Annotated in this window: 15 protein-coding genes; 5 read left to right on the top strand and 10 right to left on the bottom strand. The window is 70.9% G+C overall.

Translation table 11 applies throughout. The features are described from left to right. Positions 1 to 14: 14 nt before the first annotated feature. The 7 genes from OG446_RS33330 to OG446_RS33300 form a co-directional block, all read right to left on the bottom strand. Complete coding sequence (locus OG446_RS33330) at positions 15 to 1,088, bottom strand: LLM class flavin-dependent oxidoreductase (protein ID WP_328897518.1); 1,074 nt, start codon at positions 1,086 to 1,088, stop codon at positions 15 to 17. Between the two features lie 4 nt (positions 1,089 to 1,092). Further along, positions 1,093 to 1,980, bottom strand: a complete 888-nt coding sequence (locus tag OG446_RS33325; protein WP_328897517.1) for an ABC transporter substrate-binding protein — start codon at positions 1,978 to 1,980, stop codon at positions 1,093 to 1,095. Beyond that, entirely contained in the window at positions 1,981 to 2,739 is a 759-nt protein-coding gene (locus OG446_RS33320; protein WP_328897516.1) for an ABC transporter ATP-binding protein, read from the bottom strand. Beyond that, complete coding sequence (locus OG446_RS33315; protein WP_328897515.1) at positions 2,736 to 3,569, bottom strand: ABC transporter permease; 834 nt, start codon at positions 3,567 to 3,569, stop codon at positions 2,736 to 2,738. The genes OG446_RS33320 and OG446_RS33315 overlap by 4 nt, the downstream gene beginning before the upstream one ends. Further along, positions 3,566 to 4,582, bottom strand: coding sequence for an NrtA/SsuA/CpmA family ABC transporter substrate-binding protein (locus tag OG446_RS33310; protein WP_328897514.1), 1,017 nt, complete (start codon positions 4,580 to 4,582; stop codon positions 3,566 to 3,568). The genes OG446_RS33315 and OG446_RS33310 overlap by 4 nt, the downstream gene beginning before the upstream one ends. Next, complete coding sequence (locus OG446_RS33305) at positions 4,579 to 5,607, bottom strand: ABC transporter substrate-binding protein (RefSeq protein WP_328897513.1); 1,029 nt, start codon at positions 5,605 to 5,607, stop codon at positions 4,579 to 4,581. Before OG446_RS33305 ends, OG446_RS33310 begins: the two co-directional genes overlap by 4 nt. A 141-nt stretch (positions 5,608 to 5,748) precedes the next feature. Next, positions 5,749 to 5,859 carry a putative leader peptide gene (locus OG446_RS33300; protein WP_328897512.1) on the bottom strand — a complete coding sequence of 37 codons (111 nt, stop codon included), beginning with the start codon at positions 5,857 to 5,859 and terminating at the stop codon, positions 5,749 to 5,751. Between the two features lie 192 nt (positions 5,860 to 6,051). Here OG446_RS33300 and OG446_RS33295 point away from each other — a divergent pair, with 192 nt between their 5' ends. Further along, complete coding sequence (locus OG446_RS33295) at positions 6,052 to 6,834, top strand: IclR family transcriptional regulator (protein ID WP_328897511.1); 783 nt, start codon at positions 6,052 to 6,054, stop codon at positions 6,832 to 6,834. A gap of 104 nt (positions 6,835 to 6,938) precedes the next feature. Next, a complete protein-coding gene (locus tag OG446_RS33290) occupies positions 6,939 to 9,131 on the top strand; it encodes a DEAD/DEAH box helicase (protein ID WP_328897510.1) in 2,193 nt (730 codons plus the stop codon). Here the strand turns inward: OG446_RS33290 and OG446_RS33285 are convergent. Next, positions 9,128 to 10,141, bottom strand: a complete 1,014-nt coding sequence (locus OG446_RS33285) for a multicopper oxidase domain-containing protein (protein WP_328897509.1) — start codon at positions 10,139 to 10,141, stop codon at positions 9,128 to 9,130. The two genes, OG446_RS33290 and OG446_RS33285, sit on opposite strands and share 4 nt — an antisense overlap. A gap of 199 nt (positions 10,142 to 10,340) precedes the next feature. On the opposite strand from OG446_RS33285, the gene OG446_RS33280 reads away from it, so the two are divergent. Together OG446_RS33280 and OG446_RS33275 are read left to right on the top strand one after the other, a co-directional pair. Then, positions 10,341 to 12,833: a ThuA domain-containing protein gene (locus OG446_RS33280; protein WP_328897508.1), complete on the top strand. Its 2,493-nt coding sequence runs from the start codon at positions 10,341 to 10,343 to the stop codon at positions 12,831 to 12,833. A gap of 74 nt (positions 12,834 to 12,907) precedes the next feature. Further along, positions 12,908 to 15,067: an OmpL47-type beta-barrel domain-containing protein gene (locus OG446_RS33275; RefSeq protein WP_443050295.1), complete on the top strand. Its 2,160-nt coding sequence runs from the start codon at positions 12,908 to 12,910 to the stop codon at positions 15,065 to 15,067. Positions 15,068 to 15,082: 15 nt separating this feature from the next. Here the strand turns inward: OG446_RS33275 and OG446_RS33270 are convergent, their stop codons facing one another. Then, positions 15,083 to 16,174, bottom strand: coding sequence for an ABC transporter permease (locus OG446_RS33270; protein ID WP_328897506.1), 1,092 nt, complete (start codon positions 16,172 to 16,174; stop codon positions 15,083 to 15,085). Then, positions 16,171 to 17,181, bottom strand: coding sequence for a non-homologous end-joining DNA ligase (gene ligD / locus OG446_RS33265; RefSeq protein WP_328898492.1), 1,011 nt, complete (start codon positions 17,179 to 17,181; stop codon positions 16,171 to 16,173). The genes OG446_RS33270 and ligD overlap by 4 nt, the downstream gene beginning before the upstream one ends. Before the next feature lie 97 nt (positions 17,182 to 17,278). Here ligD and OG446_RS33260 point away from each other — a divergent pair, with 97 nt between their 5' ends. Then, the gene (locus OG446_RS33260; RefSeq protein WP_328897505.1) at positions 17,279 to 18,343 is read left to right on the top strand and encodes an ATP-dependent DNA ligase; all 1,065 of its coding nucleotides are present in this window, start codon (positions 17,279 to 17,281) and stop codon (positions 18,341 to 18,343) included. The last annotated feature ends 8 nt before the right edge of the window (positions 18,344 to 18,351 follow it).

Here is an 18,351-nt window from a genome sequence, read left to right as displayed (position 1 = left end):
GCGGGCAACGCCGGTCAGCGGGTGATGCCCAGGGCCGGCAGGACCGTCTCCGCGACCCGGTACGCCTCCTCCAGCAGCGGGTTCCCGGAGAGGATGAAGGTGTCGACGCCCAGGTCTTCGAACTCCTTGAGCCGCTCGACGACCTGAGCCGTCGATCCCACCACCGCGGTGCCCGGTCCCGGCCGGAACAGGCTCATGCCCGGCCACATGTTGGGATGGACCTCCAGTTCACGGCCGTGGGCGGGCACCTTTCCGCCGTGCTGGCGGAACTGCCGCTGCCAGCCGACGCCGTCCTCCCCCGCCCGGTCGCCGAGCTGACGGGCGTATGTCGCGTCGCTGGTGACGTCCAGGAGCCGGTCGGCCGCGGCCCAGGCCTCCTCCTCCGTGTCCCGGACGATCAGGTGCAGCCGCAGCCCGATCCGGAGTGTGCGGCCGTACGCGGCGGCCCTCGCCCGGACCTTCTCCAGCTTCTCCTTCAACAGGTGCGGCGGCTCTCCCCAGGTCAGGAAGACGTCCACGTGCTCGGCGGCCATCTCGATACCGGGGTCGGACGAGCCGCCGAACCAGAGCGGGATGGGCCCGTCCTGGACCGGCTTCAGCTCGCGGAAGGAGGCGCCGGCGTTCTTCAGGTCGTAGAAGCGGCCCTTGTGGTCGAAGACCTCGCCGGCCGTCAGCCGCTTCACGATCGACCAGTACTCCGCGCTCAGCTCGTACCGTTCGTCGTGCTCCACGTGCAGTCCGTACTCCCGCAGCGACTTCGTGGAGCCGTTGACCACGTTGAAGCGGAGCCGGCCGCCGAAGAACGTGTCGAAGCTGAGCGCCATCTTGGCGAGCAGCGTCGGCGGGACGAGCCCGGGGTGGACGGCCAGCAGGGGCTTGAAGCGGGTGCTGGTCGAGGCGGCCAGTGCGCTGCCGAGCGGCCAGACGTCGTACAGGTCGGTGGCGAGCAGCGCGCCGCTGTAGCCGAGCCGCTCGACCGTCCCGGCCAGTTGGGTCAGGTACCCGAGGTCCACGGGGCGCCGGCCCTCGGGCTCCCAGGGATAGGCGCCTTCGCGCGGAATGATGTACCAGAGGACTTCGGTCGCCATGTCGTCATACCGCCTTGCCGGCCGCGGCACGGGCACGGGCGTGGGCGACGGTCACCGGCCGGTCGATGAATCCGGTCCGGTGGAAGATGTCGGCGGCCTCCTGCTGCTCGGCGATGAAGGCGTCGGAGACGGGCTCGATCGTCCAGGGCAGCGAGGCGAGGGCGGTCTCCCAGTCGTCGGCCGATCCGCCGAGGTCGGCGGCGGCGATCTCGGCCGCCTGCCGGGGGTGGGCCGCGGCCCACTCGTCCGCGCGTCGCAGCGCCCGGGTCAGGGCCTCGATGACGTCGGGCCGGGATTCGGCGAGGTCACGGCGGGTGAAGAACACGGAACGGTCGCTGATGACGTCGCCGGTGCGGACCAGGGTCCGCAGTCCGCCGGTGCGCCGGGCGGCCGCCAGGTCGGCGCCCTGGGCGACCCAGGCGGCGATCGCGCCGGTGCGCAGCAGTTCTTCGCTGTCGGCGTCGCTGCGGACGGCGGTGATGTCCTCGGCGTAGGACAGCCCGGCGTCGTCGAGCGCCTTGGCGATGAGATGGGTCTGCCAGGATCCGACCGCCAGGTGCACGGTCGTGCCCTTGAGGTCGGCGACGGTGCGCACGGGGCTGTCCTCGGGGACGAGGAGCGCGCCGTGTTCGGGGCGCGGCGCGGAGACCGCGGTGTAGACGATGTCGTGCCCGGCGGCCTGGGCGGTGACGGGCGGGGTGGAGCCGGTGCCGCCGAAGTCGATGACGCCCCGGGTCAGGAGTTCGCCGGTGCGCACACCGTTGGTGTACGGGTGGAAGACGACGGTCTCGCCCAGCGGGGCCAGTTCCTCCTGGGCGAAGCCCAGCCGGGAGAGGTGGTACAGGTGGTAGAGCGACGGGTTGCTGCTGTGGACACCGATGGTGAGGGTCATTCAGATCACTCCGGCTTCGGCGGGTACGGGGAACGGATGGGAAGGTGCGGGGGCGTCGACGCCGAGGTCGGCCAGGAGCCGCCGGCGCAGAGCGGCGAACGCGGGGTCGCCCGGGTCGCGCGGCCGGGCGATGTCGACGGTCTCGTCGGTGACGAGGCGGCCGTCGCGCAGGACGGCGACCCGGTCGGCCAGCCGTACGGCCTCCTCGACGTCATGGGTGACCAGCAGCACGGCGGGGCGGTGCCGGCGGCACAGCTCGCCGACGAGATCCTGCATCCTCAGCCGGGTCAGCGCGTCGAGGGCGGCGAACGGCTCGTCGAGCAGCAGCAGTTCGGGCTCGCGGACCAGGGCGCGGGCGAGAGCGACGCGCTGGGCCTCGCCGCCGGAGAGGGTGGCCGGCCAGGCCTCGGCGTGGCGTTCCAGGCCGACTTCGGCGAGCGCGCGGAGGCCGTCGGCGGAGCGGCCGCGGGGCAGGGCGACCGTCACATTGGCCAGGACCCTCTTCGACGGGACGAGCCGGGGCTCCTGGAAGACGATGGTGCGGGCCTCGGGGACGAGGACCTCTCCCCCGTCGGCGCCGTCGAGGGCCCCGAGGATGCGCAGCAGCGTCGTCTTGCCGCTGCCGCTGGCACCGAGCAGGGCGACGAACTCACCGCGGGCGATGTCGAGTCGGAGGTCGTCGAGGACGGCACGGTCGCCGAACGCCCGGCGCAGTCCCCGTACCCGGACGGCTGGTACGGATGTCGGATCGGTGGTCATCGGGTCGCTCCCCGGGGAGTGCGCCACGGCATCAGCACGCGTTCCAGCAGCCGCACGAGAATGTCGGCGGTCAGTCCGAGGAGCCCGTAGACGAGGATGCAGACGGCGAGGATGTCGGTGCGGGCGTAGCTCTGGGCCTGGGACATCAGATAGCCGATGCCCGCGGTCGCGTTGATCTCCTCGGCGGCGATCAGCGCGATGACGCTGAGCGTCATCGACAGGCGCAGTCCGGCGAGCAGGGACGGCAGGGCGCCGGGCAGGACGACTTCGCGGACGAGGGCGAGGCGCCCCATGCCGAAGCTCCGCATGGCCTCGACGAGTTTCGGGTCGGTGTTGCGTACCCCGCTCGATGTGGACACGTACATCGGGAAGGTGGTGGCCACGGCGATGAGGAGGATCTTCGCCGTCTCGTTGATCCCGAACCAGACCATGAACAGCGGTACCAGGGAGAGGAAGGGGATCGTGCGCAGGGTCTGGAGCGAGGAGTCGAGCAGTTCGTCGCCGAGCCGGGTGAATCCGGTGGTGATGCCGAGGGTCAGCCCGGCGGCGAGCCCGATGAGGAGGCCGAGGCCGGAGCGGGTGAGGGAGGTGGTGAGCGCGTCGGGCAGCTGACCGTTGCCCCACAACTCGCCGACGGCACGGAGTACTTCGGCGGGAGAGGCCAGGACGTCCGGGGTGAGGAGTCCGGTGGCGGAGGCCACCCACCACAGGGCGAGCAGCGCGAGCGGGCCGAGGGTGCGGACCGTGAGCGCGTGGCCCCGGCTACGGGCCCTGTCGGACCTCGGGCGCGGCCGGACCAGTCCGGGAGGCGCGGCAGCGGTGTCGCTCATGTCAGCTTCCCGACATCGAGCAGGTGCGCGGCCACGTCGACCCGGTCCTTGGTGACCTTCTGGTTGGCGTAGAACGCGGCGACGTCCTCGAAGCGTGCGATGTCCTCGGGCCCGATGGGATCGACGGTGCCGCCCTGCGCGGTGAACCCGGTCTGTACCTCCTTGGCCTTGCCGGTCACGGCGGTCGGGCCGACGTCCGTGAAGACGTTGAGGTACGCCGCCGGGTTCTGCTTCTCCTTGGCGCTGGCCTCGTGGAGGTACTGGTAGAGGGCCTGTACGACCTTCGGGTGCTGCTCGGCGAACTCGGTCCGCACGGCGTTGAGGCTGTAGTTGTCGGAGCCGATCGCGGCGCCGTCGGCGACGAAGTGCGCCTTGCCGCTGCCGATCTCGGCGACCGCGTACGTGGCCCAGACGGCCCAGGCGTCGACCTTGCCGGCGTTGAAGACCGCCGCGGTCTGGTCGGGGCGCAGATAGACCCGGGTGACCTCGTCCGCCGGGATGCCGGCCTTGGCGAGGGCCTTGAGCAGCAGGTACTCGCCGGTGCCGCCCTGGTTGACGGCGACCTTCTTCCCCACGAGGTCGGCCACCGAGCCGATGTCCGACCCGTTCCTGACCAGGATGCCCTCCCCCGCTGCGTCCGGGTCGACGGCGGTGAAGAACTTGAAGCCGGGCCGCTGGGCGAGCGAGGTGATGCCGGAGGTGATGGAGCCCGTGGCGATGTCCAGCTGGTCCGCGTTCATGGCCTGGGCTGCGGGGGCGAACGGGCCGGCGCTGCCGGTCCACCGCACCTTGGCACCCGCCTTGGACAGCGCCTTGTCGAGGCTGCCGTCCTTCTTGCCGAGGGCGAGCACCCCGGAGTTCCCGGGGTCGGGGATGCGGACGGTCACCGTGGCCTTCGATCCCCCCGCGGCGCTGTCGGCCTCGGAGGTGCCGCAGGCCGTGAGGGCGACGAGCGCCGAGACCGTGAGGAGCGCCGGAACGGCGGTGGTGCGCAGTGGTCGGGCGAGATTCATGACGAGGGTTCCTCCGGGATCGGGGGTGCGGTGGTGCGGCGCACGAGGGCGGCGGCGCGGCGCAGCGGTTCGGGGTCGGCCCAGGCCGCCACGTCGACGGGTTCGGGCAGGAAGCCGTGGGCGCGCAGCCCGGCCTCCTGTGCGGCGAGCAGGGCGAGTCGTTCGGCGGACAGGTCGGGGTGGAGGGTCAGATGGGTGCCGGGGCGGTAGGCGCCGGCGACTCCGTCGGCGCCCGCTCCGGTCTCGGCGCCGAGGATGCGGTCGACCTCATCGGGCCGGCCGGCCGCCCAGTCGGCCGCCCTCAGCAGGACGGCGAGGAAGCGGTCGACGAGGTCGGGGTGGTCGTCCAGGAGCCGCTGGTGGACGGTGATGGGGCGTGGGGTTCCGTTGTTGACGCGGAAGCGACGGTCGGGCAGTTCGTCGAGCTCCACGGCCACCTCGGCACCGGCCCGCCGGGCCGCCTCGACGGCCACCGCGCCCTTCACGTACACGGCGTCGGCGTCGCCGCGGCGCAGTGCCGCGAGTTCGGCCGCCCACTGGCCCTCGTGTCCGTCGGCGGGTACGTCGACGAACGAGGCGTCGTCCAGGGCGAGTCCGGCGGAGGCGAGCGCCCCCTCGAAGCCGCGCAGGGCCATGGCCCGCCAGAAGTCGATGGCGATGTCGTGCTTCGGCACGGCGAGGCGCAGCCCGCGCAGTGCGGCGGCGCCCCGGATCCCGGAGCCGGGCGCGACCAGGACGGTCTGCCGTTCCTCGATCCAGGTGAGTCCGACCAGCCGGGTGTGCTCGCCCCGCGAACGGGCCCACAGAGCGGGTACGTTGCCGCCCTCCCGGAAGAGGCCGGGCAGGGCGTGGGTGTAGTGGGCGGCACGGTCGGCGTCCGGGGAGGCGTCCTGGAGGGAGCGCACGGAGATCCCGTCGGCGGCGAACTCGTCGGTGAGCCACTGCCGGTCGGCGGCGATGCCGGTGGCGGTGGGGACGGGACAGCGGGTGAACCAGAGGGTCCGGGGCAGGACGGCAGACGTCATGGAGTCTTCCCGAGGATCGGCGGAGCAGGGGGGAGCCCACGGGCACGGCACGTACGTCCCGGAGCCGGGAGATGCGTACGGCACGAGCCCGTGACGCGTCGGAGCGACGCGTCAGGCGTGAGGAAGAACGTGCGGGGAGGGTCAGCGACAGGCAGCGCTGGAGACGCGGGCCAGGTCGATGTGACGGCGCAGCGTGAGGGCGAGCAGGACCGGAGCGGTGCGGTCGGGGGACGCGGATCGGCGGCCGGCCATGGCACTGCTCCCTTCAGCTCGTCGGTGGTGAGGGCTGCAGCCTGCCACGGGGCGTCGTCCGCCCACAACTCGCTTCCCATGATGTGGGATTGGGTATGAACGGCATGTTTCACCAGGCGATTTGGGCCCGGCTCGGCTCCCGCAATGTGGCAAGGTCGGGTCCCGCACCCCCACGAGCGGAGAGTGAACCCCATGACCGAGGCCGCAGCGGTACGCGCTCCCGGTGGGGCGCAGGCGGTACAGCGCGCCCTGGACGTCCTGCACTGCTTCCACGACAACGGCCCCGATCTGAGCGCCTCCGATCTGGCCCGCCGTCTGAGGCTGTCGGTCTCCACCGCCCACCGGCTGGCGCGCACCCTGCTGGGTGCCGGGTTCCTGGAGCAGGACGCCCGGACGTCCCGTTACCGGCTGGGGCCCGCCGTGACCGAGTTGGGCCGGCTCTCCTACCACCAGCGCGGTCTGCATCTGGCCGCCCCCGAGCTGGCCGATCTCGCCGAGCGCACGGGCGCCACCGCCGACCTGGCGCTGCGCAGCGGCCCGCACGCGGTTATCGTCGCGGGCGGTTCGGTGACCCCCAAGGTGGGGCTGCGCCGGCCGCTGCACTCCACGGCTCTGGGCAAGGTCCTGCTGGCCTGGGCGAGGCCGGGTGAGGGCGGTCCTTCCTCGCTGCCGCCGCTGCCCGCCTTCACCGACCGGACGATCGTCGAACCGGCGGCCCTGGAGGCGGAGCTGGCCCGGGTGCGGTCCGACACCTATGCGGTCAACGACGGCGAGTCGGCCCACGGGGTGCGGACCCTGGCGGTGCCCGTGCTGGACGGCGCGGGGTACGCCCGTTTCGCCCTGGCGGTACGGGCCACCCCGTCCGTGATCACCGAGGAGCGCGGCGACTGGTTCCTGGCGCAGGCGCGTTCCTGCGCGCGCGCTCTGGAGGTACTGCTTCTGTCGCCGGCGGAGCGTCGCCCGCCCGCGCCCTGAACCGTCCGCCGGGCCGGCCTGTCAGTCGCGCATGGGACGATATGAGTCGCTCCGGGCGGAAGCCGGGCGCAGCGGCGCAAGGCGGCGGGGACAGAAGGTACGACATGACAGAGGCCGGGTCCACGGAGGGCGGGACGCCGACCGGGCGGGCGGCCCGTGAACTGCTGGCGCGGGCCGACGGGCTGCTGGAAGCGGCGCGCGGCGTCCTGGCGGATCACACCCGCGCGGTCGGTGCCGTGCGCGCGGCGCTGGACCCGCTCCTCGACGTCCTCGTCCGCAAGGAGCTGTCGGCCATCCCGGTGTCCCGCCTCAAGGACGTCACCGAGGGCCGGCTGCGCCTCGGCGCGGTCGAGCAGGCCGGGTTCACGACGGTGGAGCAGGTGTACGGGGCCGGCCGGTACGAGCTCCGCCAGATCCCCGGCGTCGGTGCGCAGACGGCCGACCAGACCCTGGCCGCCGCACGCCAGATCGCGCACGCGGTACGGGACACGGTCGCCCTGCGGATAGACGTGGACACCCCGGACGATGCCACGACGGCCCTGGTCACCGCGTTGTACCGGCTGGTCGAGGCCGGTCCTGACGTGCGGCGGGCCGTGGACGCGGCCCGCCGGCTGGCCACCTGCCTGGAGCCGCTGCTGACCGCTGCCGGACCGGCCCGGGGGCGGCTGCGGATGGTCTTCACCCGGCGGGAGGCCCGGGCGCGCGTGCTGGATGCCGTCGCGTCCGTGCGCGTGGCCGTCGCCGATGCGGTGGAGCGCGAACTGCCTCCGCTGTTCGCCCAGGTGTCGGTGGACCTGCTGCGGGACCCCGGGTCCGACGTCGCGGCCTGGGTCGACTTCGAGCTGCGGTCCGCGGAGTACTACAGCCTGCTGGCGGAGATGTCGGGAACCGGTCCCGACCGGGACGCGGCGGAGGGGTTCCTGCCGTCCGGGATCGCCGACCGGGTGCGCGGGCTGCGGCTGGACGACGCCCGGCTGCGGGTCTCGCTGCGCGGCTACCAGTCGTTCGGCGCGCGTTTCGCTCTCGCGCAGAAGCGGGTGATCCTCGGGGACGAGATGGGGCTCGGCAAGACCGTGCAGGCCATCGCCGCGCTGGCCCATCTCGCGGCGCGCGGGGAGACGCACTTCCTGGTGGTGTGCCCCGCGAGCGTGCTGATCAACTGGACGCGGGAGGTCCGCGCCCGCTCCACGCTGAGGCCCCTGCCGGTGCACGGTCCGGAGCGCCAGGAGGCGTTCGCCGAGTGGCGTGAGAGCGGCGGGGTCGCGCTCACCACCTTCGACGCCCTGCACACGCTTCCCGGCGCGGGCGAGAGCGGGGTGCGGCCCGGGATGCTCGTCGTCGACGAGGCGCACTACGTGAAGAATCCGGCCACCCGTCGCGCCCGTGCGGTGTCCGGCTGGTCGGAGGGGACCGAGCACGTGCTCTTCCTCACCGGCACGCCCATGGAGAACCGGGTGGAGGAGTTCCGCAGCCTGGTCCGCCATCTCCAGCCCGAACTGGCCCCGTCCGTCAGCACCACGCACGGCGTCGCCGGTTCGCACGCCTTCCGCCGGGCCGTCGCCCCCGCCTATCTGCGCCGCAACCAGCAGGACGTGCTCACCGAACTCCCCGCGCTCGTGCAGGTCGACGAGTGGGAGGAGTTCAGCGAGGCCGATCAGCAGGCGTACCACGAGGCGGTGGCCGCCGGGCACTTCATGCGGATGCGCCGGGCCGCGTACGCGCACCCCGCCACCTCCGCGAAACTGAACCGGCTGCGCGAGCTCGTCGCGGAGGCCGAGGACAACGGCCTGAAGGTCGTCGTGTTCTCCTACTTCCGCGAGGTGCTGGACACCGTCCGGCAGTCCCTGGGCGAAGGCGTGTTCGGCCCGCTGTCCGGAAGCGTGCCGGCCGCGCGACGCCAGGAGCTGATCGACGGCTTCGCCGCGGCGGACGGCCACGCGGTGCTGCTCAGCCAGATCCAGGCGGGCGGGATCGGGCTGAACATGCAGGCCGCGTCGGTCGTCATCCTCTGCGAGCCGCAGATCAAGCCGACGATGGAGCACCAGGCCGTGGCCCGCGCGCACCGGATGGGCCAGATACGCACGGTCCAGGTGCACCGGCTCCTCGCGGCGGACAGCGTCGACCAGCGGATGCTGGACATCCTGGCCCGCAAGGAGCGGTTGTTCGACGCGTACGCACGGCGCAGCGACGTCGCCGAGACGACGCCGGACGCCGTGGACGTGTCGGACGGTTCGCTGGCCCGCCGCATCGTGGAGGAGGAACAGCAGCGCCTCGCCGCGGTCGCGGACGCGCCCTAATGTCCCTCGTGCGCCGATGCCTTCGCCGAGGAGTCCGCCTCCGGCGCTGACGGCATGGTGTGTCCGTCGTACCCCGGCACCGTCCCGTCCGCCTTGGCGACCAGCAGCATTCCGGCCATGCCCATGTCGGAGTGGCTCTGCACATGGCAGTGGTACATCCAGGCGCCGGCGCCCACGTGTTCACCCGCGATGACCTGGAAGCCGAAGGAGTCCGCGGGCCCGACGATCTTCGTGTCGATGACCCGGCTCGGGTCGTCCGGCCCGGTGAGCAGGCCCGTGCGGTTGTCCGCCCAGCGGTGACCGTGGATGTGGAACGTGTGGTAGTACTCGCCGTGCGTGATCATGACGACTTCGAGCCGGTCCCCCACCGTGGCCTCGAAGTCGGGGCTCTGGTCGGCGGGCCTGTTGTTGATCGTCATGTCGTTGAAGACGATCGTGATGGTCTTGTCGGGCAGGATGTCGCCCTTGCGCCGGACCACCACAGGCCCGTACAGCCCCTTGCGGATGCCGCCCGTGCCGTGGTCCGTACCGACGACGTGGTCGTGGTAGTGCCAGTAGCCCGCACTGCCCGGCTGCCAGGTGCCGTCCTTGCGCCGGCCCGGGGCGTGGGTGCGCCAGGTGTACGTACGGGTCTCGCCCGGTTCGACGATGCTCCGGTTCATCCGGGTGCCGTCGCTCGCGATGTCGTAGTCCACGCCGTGCGCGTGGAGGCTGGCCGCCACGTCCATCGTGTTCTCGAACTCGATGTGCAGGGTGTCGCCCTCGTTGATGTCGATCAACGGCCCGGGAACCGATGCCTTGCCCTTCTCGAACCCGTAGCCCATCCGGCCGTCCGCCAGTTTCTCGGCGTACAGCTTGAGATGGCGGACCACTCCTCCCGCCGGTGCCGTCCGGGGTGGGTTCTCCGCCGACGTGGCCTCGATCGCACCGAGAGACAACGATGTCACTCCGGTCGCCGCCGCCACCCCGCCGCCCATCAGAACCCGCCGGTTGAAGCTCCTTCGGTCCATGTCGAACTCCCCACTGTGGGATGGATGTTGCGGAGATCGGGCCATACCGTAGCCCGGGCGGCTTCGTTTATCCACACCAAGGACAAAGTTGGTGTCATTGCTGCCATAGCTATTGGCGAGTCGCGAAAAGAGGTCTAGCTTCATGCGCTGTTGCAGTGACCGAAGCTGTGGCAGCGACCAAAGAGGGGTGGGTGACCACATGCAGCGCACACCACATCACAGGTCCGGATCACGACGCGGACTCGCGGCGGCCGTGGCGGCCGGCGCATTGACCGCATCCCTGCTCGGCGGCAACGCCGCCAGTGCCAGAACGGATCCCGGCGCGCCGGAGTCCATGGCGACAACGTTGTCCCTGCCGTCGCCGCCGGGCGGCGCCAACGTCAAGGTGCTCGTCTTCCACGCCTCCGCCACCGAGGAGTCCCCGACCGTCGACGCCGGGATCGCGGCGATCGAGAAGATCGGGCTCAGCGGGCCGGAGGCGGGCCGTTTCAGGACCGTGGCGTCCGACGATCCGGCCGTGTTCACCAACGGCAAGCAGCTCGGGAAGTACAACGCCGTCGTCTTCCTGACGGGTGGCGGCGACGTCCTCGACCCGGAGCAGGAGGCCGGTCTCGAGGCGTACATGGAGGCCGGCGGCGGCTTCCTCGGCATCCATGACGCGGCGCGCACCGAGCCGTACTCGGACTGGTTCACCGGACTCGTCGGTGCCCGTCCGGCGGCCGGCAGCCCCACCTCCGTACAGCGTGCGACGGTGGAGATCGGCGACCGGCAGCACCCGGCGACGAAGAACCTGCCGCTGGAGTGGAAGCGCCCGGACAAGTGGCTGAACTGGAAGGACAATCCGTCCGGGGACGTCCACACCGTGGCGCGGGTCCGGGAGATCACGTACAAGCCCGGCACGAGCGCCAACGGCTGGGATCACCCGGTCTCCTGGTGCCGTGACTACGACGGCGGCCGGTCCTTCTACACCGCCATGGGCGGCACGGTCGCCAGTTTCGCCGAGGCGGACTTCCGTGACCATCTGCGGGGCGCCCTGGACTGGACGACCCGGATCTCCCAGGCCGACTGCAAGGCGACGATCACCTCCAACTACACGGCGGAGAAGGTCACTCAGCCCAACCAGCCGGGCAAGAACGACCAGATCGGCGAACCGCACGGCCTGGTGACCGCCCCCGACGGACGGGTGATGTACATCGGCCGCGGCGGCGCGGACAGCAGCGTGCCGGTCGTCACCGACTGGACCGACCCGAACGTCGGCAAGGGGCTCGGCCAGATCCACGTCTACGACCCGAAGACCAAGAAGGTCACCCTCGCCGGTGAGCTGACGGTCTTCGGCAACAAGGGCGGCGGAGACGAACTGGTCAAGGTCGAGGAGGGTCTGCTCGGCATCGAGCTCGACCCGGACTTCGAGAAGAACGGCTGGGTGTACCTGCACTACACACCCCACGACAAGCTCGACCGCGACAAGCAGATGGCGGTCCGTCAGGTCTCCCGTTTCACCCTCGACCTGGCGACGAACAAACTGGACCTCTCCTCCGAGAAGGTGCTGTTGCAGTGGCCGGTCCAGGTCCACAGCTGCTGCCACGCCGGCGGCGGCATGGCGTGGGACTCGAAGGGCAACCTGTACATCGCGACCGGTGACAACAACTCCTCCGGATTCAGCGACGGTTACTCGGGCAACAACCCGCAGCCCAACTACAAGGGCGTCTCGTTCGCCGACGCCCGCCGCACCGCGGGCAACACCAACAACCTCAACGGGAAGATCCTGCGGATCCACCCCGAGGACGACGGCACGTACACGCTCCCCGCGGGCAACCTCTTCACCGGCAAGGAGCCGGACGAGGGCGGCGGCAAGACCCGCGGCGAGATCTATGTGATGGGCGTGCGCAACCCGGCCCGGATCTCCGTCGACAAGTCGACGGACACGCTGTACGCGGGCTGGGTCGGCCCCGACGCGGGTGCCCCGAGCACCACCTGGGGCCCGGCCAAGTACGACACGTTCGCCGCGATCACCCAGGCGGGCAACCACGGCTGGCCGTACTGCATGGGCAACAAGCAGCCCTACCGGGACCGCAATCTGCCGGATCCGGGCAAGCCGCTCGACTGGTACGACTGCGACCACCCCAAGAACGAGTCGCCGAACAACGACGGTCTCGTGAAGTTGCCGCCGATCACCTCCAACACCATCTGGTACTCGCCCCAGGGCGGTGGCGTGGACTACCCGCGCGACGAGAACGGCATCCCGAGCTACAAGGTCGAGGACCAGAAGGAGCTCCTGCCCTGGCTCAAGGGCGGCGGCCAGGCCACGATGAACGGCCCGGTCTACCGGTACGACGCGGCGAGCACCAGCGCCGACAAGTGGCCGTCGTACTGGGACGGCAAGTGGTTCGTCGGTGACTTCTACGACGACACCCAGCCGCGGCACGCCGTGCTCACCGATCCGAGGACGGTCGGCAAGGGCGGTCTGCCCACGCACGCCGAGTCCCTCAAGGAGATCATCCCGGTGGGCGCGGACGGCATCCGCAACCTGATGGACTGGAAGTTCGCCCCGGACGGTTCGCTGTACGTCCTGGACTACGGGCGCGGCTTCTTCACCTCCGACTCCAAGTCCGCGCTGTGGCGTGTGACGTACAAGGGCGGCGCGGCAACCCCGGCCGTCAAGGATCTGGCCAGGAAGGCGGCAGTGCAGTGAGTCACCGTTCGATCTTCTTCCGAAGGCGCTTGCGGCCGGCGCGGCTGTGGCTCGCGCTGCTGGGGTCGTTCCTGATGGTGCTGGGGCTCACGTCGACGGCGGCGTACGGCCGTACGGCGGCGCCGGCGGACGCGGCGGCCGACCAGGTGCTGACCTGGACGGCCGGCAATCCCATCGACCACTACCTCTCCGCGCCGAAGACGGCGGTGGCCGGCAAGGCGACCATCGTCTTCGAGAACAGTGAGGCGACCGGCAACACCACGGGCATGCCGCACACGCTGACCTTCAGCGTGTCGGACCCGGAGTTCAACAACGACGTCCCGCTGAACCTGCTGGCCAACCCGGGCGACGACCAGGGCGGCAAGCAGACGGCGGAGGTCACCCTCTCCCCCGGCCGGTACTTCTACCACTGCACCATGCCGGGGCACGAGGCGATGCAGGGCATCCTGACCGTGACCGACGGGGGCGGCGGTGAGGACACCACCGCGCCCGAGACCTCGGCGAAGGTCGACGGCGACAAGAACGCCGACGGCGCCTACATCGGCCAGGCCACGGTCACCCTCGCCGCCACCGACGAGGGTTCGGGCGTCGACACCGTCGAGTACGCGGTCGGGGCGGACGGTGCCTGGCAGCCGTACACCGTGCCGGTCGTCGTGAACGAGGTCGGCGCGCACGTCATCCGGTACCGCGCCACCGACAAGGCGGGCAACGCGGCCGCGGAGAAGACGGCCGAGTTCACGGTCGCCGCTCCGCCGACGGATGACGAGACCCCGCCCGAGACCTCGGCGACCGTGTCCGGGGAGACGGACGACCAGGGGCAGTACCTGGGCATGGCGACGGTCACCGTCACCGCCTCCGACACCGGTTCGGGTGTCAACACCATCGAGTACGCCCTCGGGGCGGACGGTGCCTGGCAGGCGTACGCCGGTCCCGTGATGGTCCACGAGGTGGGGGCGCAGAAGGTCCGCTACCGCGCCACCGACAAGGCCGGCAACGCGGCCGCGGAGAAGGCGGTGGACTTCACCGTCGTCGAGCCTCCGACCCAGGACACGACGGCGCCCGAGACGTCCGCGAAGGTCGAGGGCGACAAGAACTCGGACGGCGCCTACCTCACCAGCGCCAAGGTGACGGTCACCGCGACCGACGCCGACAGCGGCGTGGACAAGGTCGAGTACTCCCTGGACGGCGGCCCGTACCTCGCGTACACCACCACCGTCATCGTCGACCGGATCGGCTACCACACGGTCGCCCACCGGGCCACGGACAAGGCGGGGAACACCTCCGAAGCGCAGCAGGTGTCGTTCACCATCGCGCAGAGCGGCGGCGTTCCCGCGCCGAACTGCCCGGAGTTCGACGAACGCCTCACCGTCATCGTGGGCACGGTCGACACCGGGGTTCCCAACCGCATCACCGGGAACCGCTGCACGATCAACGAGCTGATCGAGGACGAGAAGGACTGGTCGTCGCACGCGCTGTTCCTCAAGCACGTCGACACGGTCCTCGACAAGCTGCTCACCGCCGGGGTGATCGACGCCCGCGAGCACAAGAAGATCTACCGGGCGGCCAAGCAGTCCGGCATCGGCAAGCCGGGCCAGGACGAGGGCTACAGCAAGCTCTTCGACGGCACGGCCGCCTCGCTCGCCAAGTGGCAGCAGGTGGGTGGCGGGCAGTTCGCGCTCAACGAGGCGGACAGCGCGATCACGAGCTCCACCACGGTGGACGGCATGGGCATGCTGTGGTTCCCGGGCCGTCAGTACGGGGACTTCTCGCTGAAGCTCCAGTGGCGGGACGACGCCCCCGGCACGGGCAACGCCAACGGCGGAGTGTTCGTGCGCTTCCCCGACGTCCACGACAACCCGGAGGAGCCGCGTCCGGAGTGGGCCGCCATCAAGTTCGGCCATGAGATCCAGGTCAACGACCGGCCGGACGGCGACATGTACAAGACCGGTTCCGTGTACGGATTCGACCGGGTGGGTCTCGCCGGCGCCGGGGTCACCCCCAAGGGCACCTGGAACGACTACGAGATCCGGGTGGTGGACCAGCACTACTCGATCTACCGCAACGGTGTCCTGCTCAACGAGTTCGACAACACCGGCGGTCAGGCCTTCGAGCCGCCGCGGGACGACGACCCGGGCACCGACGGACGGCGGTACGCCTCCGGCTACATCGGGCTCCAGGTCCACAGCACCTCGGACGTGATCTCCTACCGGGACATCCGCATCAAGGAGCTGTAACCGCACCGTTCGGCATCAGGTGGCCGCGGCCGCATGCTCGGGCATGTGGGCGCGGCCACCAGGGTGCCGGTGGCGCCATACCCAGAAGACCGTGATGGAGACCAGGCACCAGACCGCGAGCACCAGGAAGGGGAAGAGCTTCTGGTGGCCCTGGTAGTAGACGGCGGTGTGCTGGGCGTTGACGGAGGCGCCCGGCGGCAGCCAGCGCCCGATGTGCCCGAGCACCGAGGGCAGCAGCGGCCAGGACACGGCTCCGCCGGAGGAGGGGTTTCCCAGAATCACCATCAGGCCCCAGGTCGGGAGCATGGCCCAGCGCCCCATCATGGTGTTGAACATGGTGAAGACCATGCCCGAGGTGAACATGGTGAGCGCCAGGATCAGCCAGGACTCGGCGAAGGGCAGATCGACGGCGCCCAGCAGCCAGTCCACCACCGCGGCAATGGAGAAGGCTCCCAGCAGCGAGTAGAGAACCGTGAACGCGATCCGTTCCAGCGGGATCAGCCCCTTGGCGTGCACGCTCAGCTGGATGGAGCCGACGAAGCCGATGATCACGGCGGCGAGCGAGATGTAGAAGAGCGCGAGTCCGCGGGGGTCGCCCTTCTGGAGCGGTTTGACGTCAGCGACGGCCACCGGGAGGCCGAGCGCGTCCCCCACCTTCACCGCGGATTCCGCGAGCAGCTGGGCGACGGCCGCGCCGGAGGCACTGGCCACGTCGATCTCCACCCCGCGGCTGCCGGACCGCACGATCGTGAAGACCTCCTGCTCCTCCAGTGCCTCACGCGCCGCGGCCGGGGTCTCGTAGACGTGGATGACGAGGGAGGCGTCGAGGGCCTTGTCCATCGCGGCGACGAACTCCTTGCCGCGGGCCGTGTCCGGCTGGCTGACCACGGCGGTCGGAATCCGGTGGGGGGTCGGATTGGCCATCGCGTACGTGTACGAACCGGCGAAGAGTCCGGCGGCAGCCGCGAGGATGAACACCAGGACCGTCGCCGGGAAGTAGGGCGACTCCTTGTACGCCGCCCATTTCTCGCCCCTGGTCAGCGGCCTGCTGTGTGCCCCGCGGTGTGCGTCGGCGTGCGCCTCGGGCTCCTGGCCGGATGTGCTCATGCGTCGTCGTCCTCGTCGTGGCGGGCACGGCTGGGCTGTACGCGTTTCGGTTCGCCCGGCATCTTGGGGTACTCCGGCGGGTAGGGCAGGTCGCCGGGGCCGCCGTCGCGCTCGTGGCGGTCGGCGAGCTCCAGCAGTGAGTCGAGGCGGTAGGCCTCCTGGTCCATGTCCTCGTGCACATCGCCCAGTTCCGCGTAGCGCACCGGCATGGTCCTGATGTCGAAGTCGCGCGGCTGGGCGTCGTCGATCTCGTCCCAGCGCAGCGGGGCGGAGACCGGGGCGTGCGGGCGGGGGCGTACGGAGTAGGCGGAGGCGATCGTGCGGTCCCTGGCCGTCTGGTTGTAGTCGACGAAGATCCGCTCGCCGCGCTCCTCCTTCCACCAGGCGGTCGTCACCCGGTCGGGCATCCGGCTCTCCAGCTCGCGCCCCACCGCGATGGCCGCCCGCCGGACCTCGGTGAACGTCCAGCGGGCCTCGATGGGCACGAAGACGTGGATGCCCCGGCCGCCCGACGTCTTGGGCCAGCCGCGCAGCCCGTGCTCGTCCAGGACCGACCGCAGCTCATGGGCGGCCCGGACGGCGTCGGAGTAGTCGGTGCCGGGCTGCGGGTCCAGGTCGATGCGCAGTTCGTCGGGGTGGTCGGTGTCGCCGCCGCGGACGGGCCACGGGTGGAAGGTGAGCGTCCCGAGGTTGGCGGCCCAGATGACGGCGGCGACCTCGGTGGGGCACATCTCGCGGGCGGACCGGCCGCTGGGGAAGGAGATCTCCGTGGTGGGGATCCATTCGGGGAGGTTCTTCGGGGCGCGCTTCTGGTAGAAGAACTCGCCCTCGACCCCGTCCACGAACCGCTGGAGCGTGGTGGGCCGGTTGCGCAGGGCACGCAGGATTCCGGGGCCCACGGCGAGGAAGTACTCGGCCACGTCCCGCTTCGTGTAGCCCTTCTCCGGGAAGTAGATCTTGTCCGGACTGGACAGCCGTACGGCCCGTCCCGCTGCTTCCAGCTCCACCGCTTTGCCCGCTGCTGCCATGTCGGCCACGGTAGGCCGGGCACACATATGCCGCATATCGGAAGACTCCGGTCGTCGCACGGTTCACAATCGGGGCATGGACCTGCCGGTGATGCCACCCGTGAAGCCGATGCTCGCGAAGTCCGTGAAACGCATCCCGCCGGGGATGCAGTACGAGGCGAAGTGGGACGGTTTCCGCGCGATCGTGCACCGGGACGGGGACGAGGTGGTGATCGGCAGCCGTACCGGCAAGCCCCTGACCCGCTACTTCCCCGAGCTGGTCACCGCGGTCCGGGAGAACCTGCCGCCGCGCTGTGTCGTCGACGGCGAGATCGTGGTGGCGTACGACGGCCGGCTGGACTTCGACCGGCTGAGCGAGCGCATCCACCCCGCCGACTCCCGGGTACGGCTGCTGGCCGAGCAGACCCCGGCGAGCCTGGTCGCGTTCGATCTCCTCGCGCTGGGCGACGACTCGCTCCTGGACACCCCGCAGTCGGACCGGCGGACGGTACTGGAGGCCGCGCTCGCCGATGCCTCGGCCCCGGTTCACCTCGCTCCGTCGACCACCGATCCGGCCGTCGCGCAGGAGTGGTTCGAGCAGTACGAGGGGGCGGGCCTGGACGGGGTCGTCGCCAAGCCCCTCGATCTGCCGTACCGGCCGGACACCCGCGCGATGTACAAGATCAAGCACGAGCGGACCGCCGACTGTGTGGTGGCGGGCTACCGCTTCCACAAGAGCGGCCCGATCGTCGGCTCGCTGCTGCTCGGACTCTACGACGACCGGGGCACCCTGCAGCACGTGGGCGTCTGTGCGGCCTTCCCCATGAAACGACGCGCCGAACTGGTCACCGAACTCGAACCCCTGGTGACCGATGTCGCCGGGCATCCGTGGGGTTCCTGGGGGGACGCCGAGGCACACGAGGGTTCCCGGATGCCCGGCGCACCCAGCCGCTGGTCGGGGAAGAAGGACATGTCCTGGGTGGCGCTGCGTCCCGAGCGGGTCTGCGAGGTGGCGTACGACCACATGGAGGGCGACCGCTTCCGGCACACGACCCAGTTCCGCCGGTGGCGGCCGGACCGCACCCCCGCCGGCTGCACGTACGAGCAACTGGAAGAGGTGGTGCGGTACGACCTGGCCGAGGTGCTGTCGGCGGGCGGCTGAGACCACCG

This window comes from Streptomyces sp. NBC_00236 (assembly GCF_036195045.1).
Lineage (GTDB): Bacteria > Actinomycetota > Actinomycetes > Streptomycetales > Streptomycetaceae > Streptomyces.
Note: the sequence above shows the minus strand (reverse complement) of the source record. Positions and strands in the feature narration are given on the sequence as shown.

Bases quoted from the DNA above. Each gene is read 5' to 3' on its own strand.
- OG446_RS33330 (WP_328897518.1), bottom strand. From the start codon at position 1,088: ATGGCGACCGAAGTCCTCTGGTACATCATTCCGCGCGAAGGCGCCTAT.
- OG446_RS33325 (WP_328897517.1), bottom strand. From the start codon at position 1,980: ATGACCCTCACCATCGGTGTCCACAGCAGCAACCCGTCGCTCTACCAC.
- OG446_RS33320 (WP_328897516.1), bottom strand. From the start codon at position 2,739: ATGACCACCGATCCGACATCCGTACCAGCCGTCCGGGTACGGGGACTG.
- OG446_RS33315 (WP_328897515.1), bottom strand. From the start codon at position 3,569: ATGAGCGACACCGCTGCCGCGCCTCCCGGACTGGTCCGGCCGCGCCCG.
- OG446_RS33310 (WP_328897514.1), bottom strand. From the start codon at position 4,582: ATGAATCTCGCCCGACCACTGCGCACCACCGCCGTTCCGGCGCTCCTC.
- OG446_RS33305 (WP_328897513.1), bottom strand. From the start codon at position 5,607: ATGACGTCTGCCGTCCTGCCCCGGACCCTCTGGTTCACCCGCTGTCCC.
- OG446_RS33300 (WP_328897512.1), bottom strand. From the start codon at position 5,859: ATGGCCGGCCGCCGATCCGCGTCCCCCGACCGCACCGCTCCGGTCCTG.
- OG446_RS33295 (WP_328897511.1), top strand. From the start codon at position 6,052: ATGACCGAGGCCGCAGCGGTACGCGCTCCCGGTGGGGCGCAGGCGGTA.
- OG446_RS33290 (WP_328897510.1), top strand. From the start codon at position 6,939: ATGACAGAGGCCGGGTCCACGGAGGGCGGGACGCCGACCGGGCGGGCG.
- OG446_RS33285 (WP_328897509.1), bottom strand. From the start codon at position 10,141: ATGGACCGAAGGAGCTTCAACCGGCGGGTTCTGATGGGCGGCGGGGTG.
- OG446_RS33280 (WP_328897508.1), top strand. From the start codon at position 10,341: ATGCAGCGCACACCACATCACAGGTCCGGATCACGACGCGGACTCGCG.
- OG446_RS33275 (WP_443050295.1), top strand. From the start codon at position 12,908: ATGGTGCTGGGGCTCACGTCGACGGCGGCGTACGGCCGTACGGCGGCG.
- OG446_RS33270 (WP_328897506.1), bottom strand. From the start codon at position 16,174: ATGAGCACATCCGGCCAGGAGCCCGAGGCGCACGCCGACGCACACCGC.
- OG446_RS33260 (WP_328897505.1), top strand. From the start codon at position 17,279: ATGGACCTGCCGGTGATGCCACCCGTGAAGCCGATGCTCGCGAAGTCC.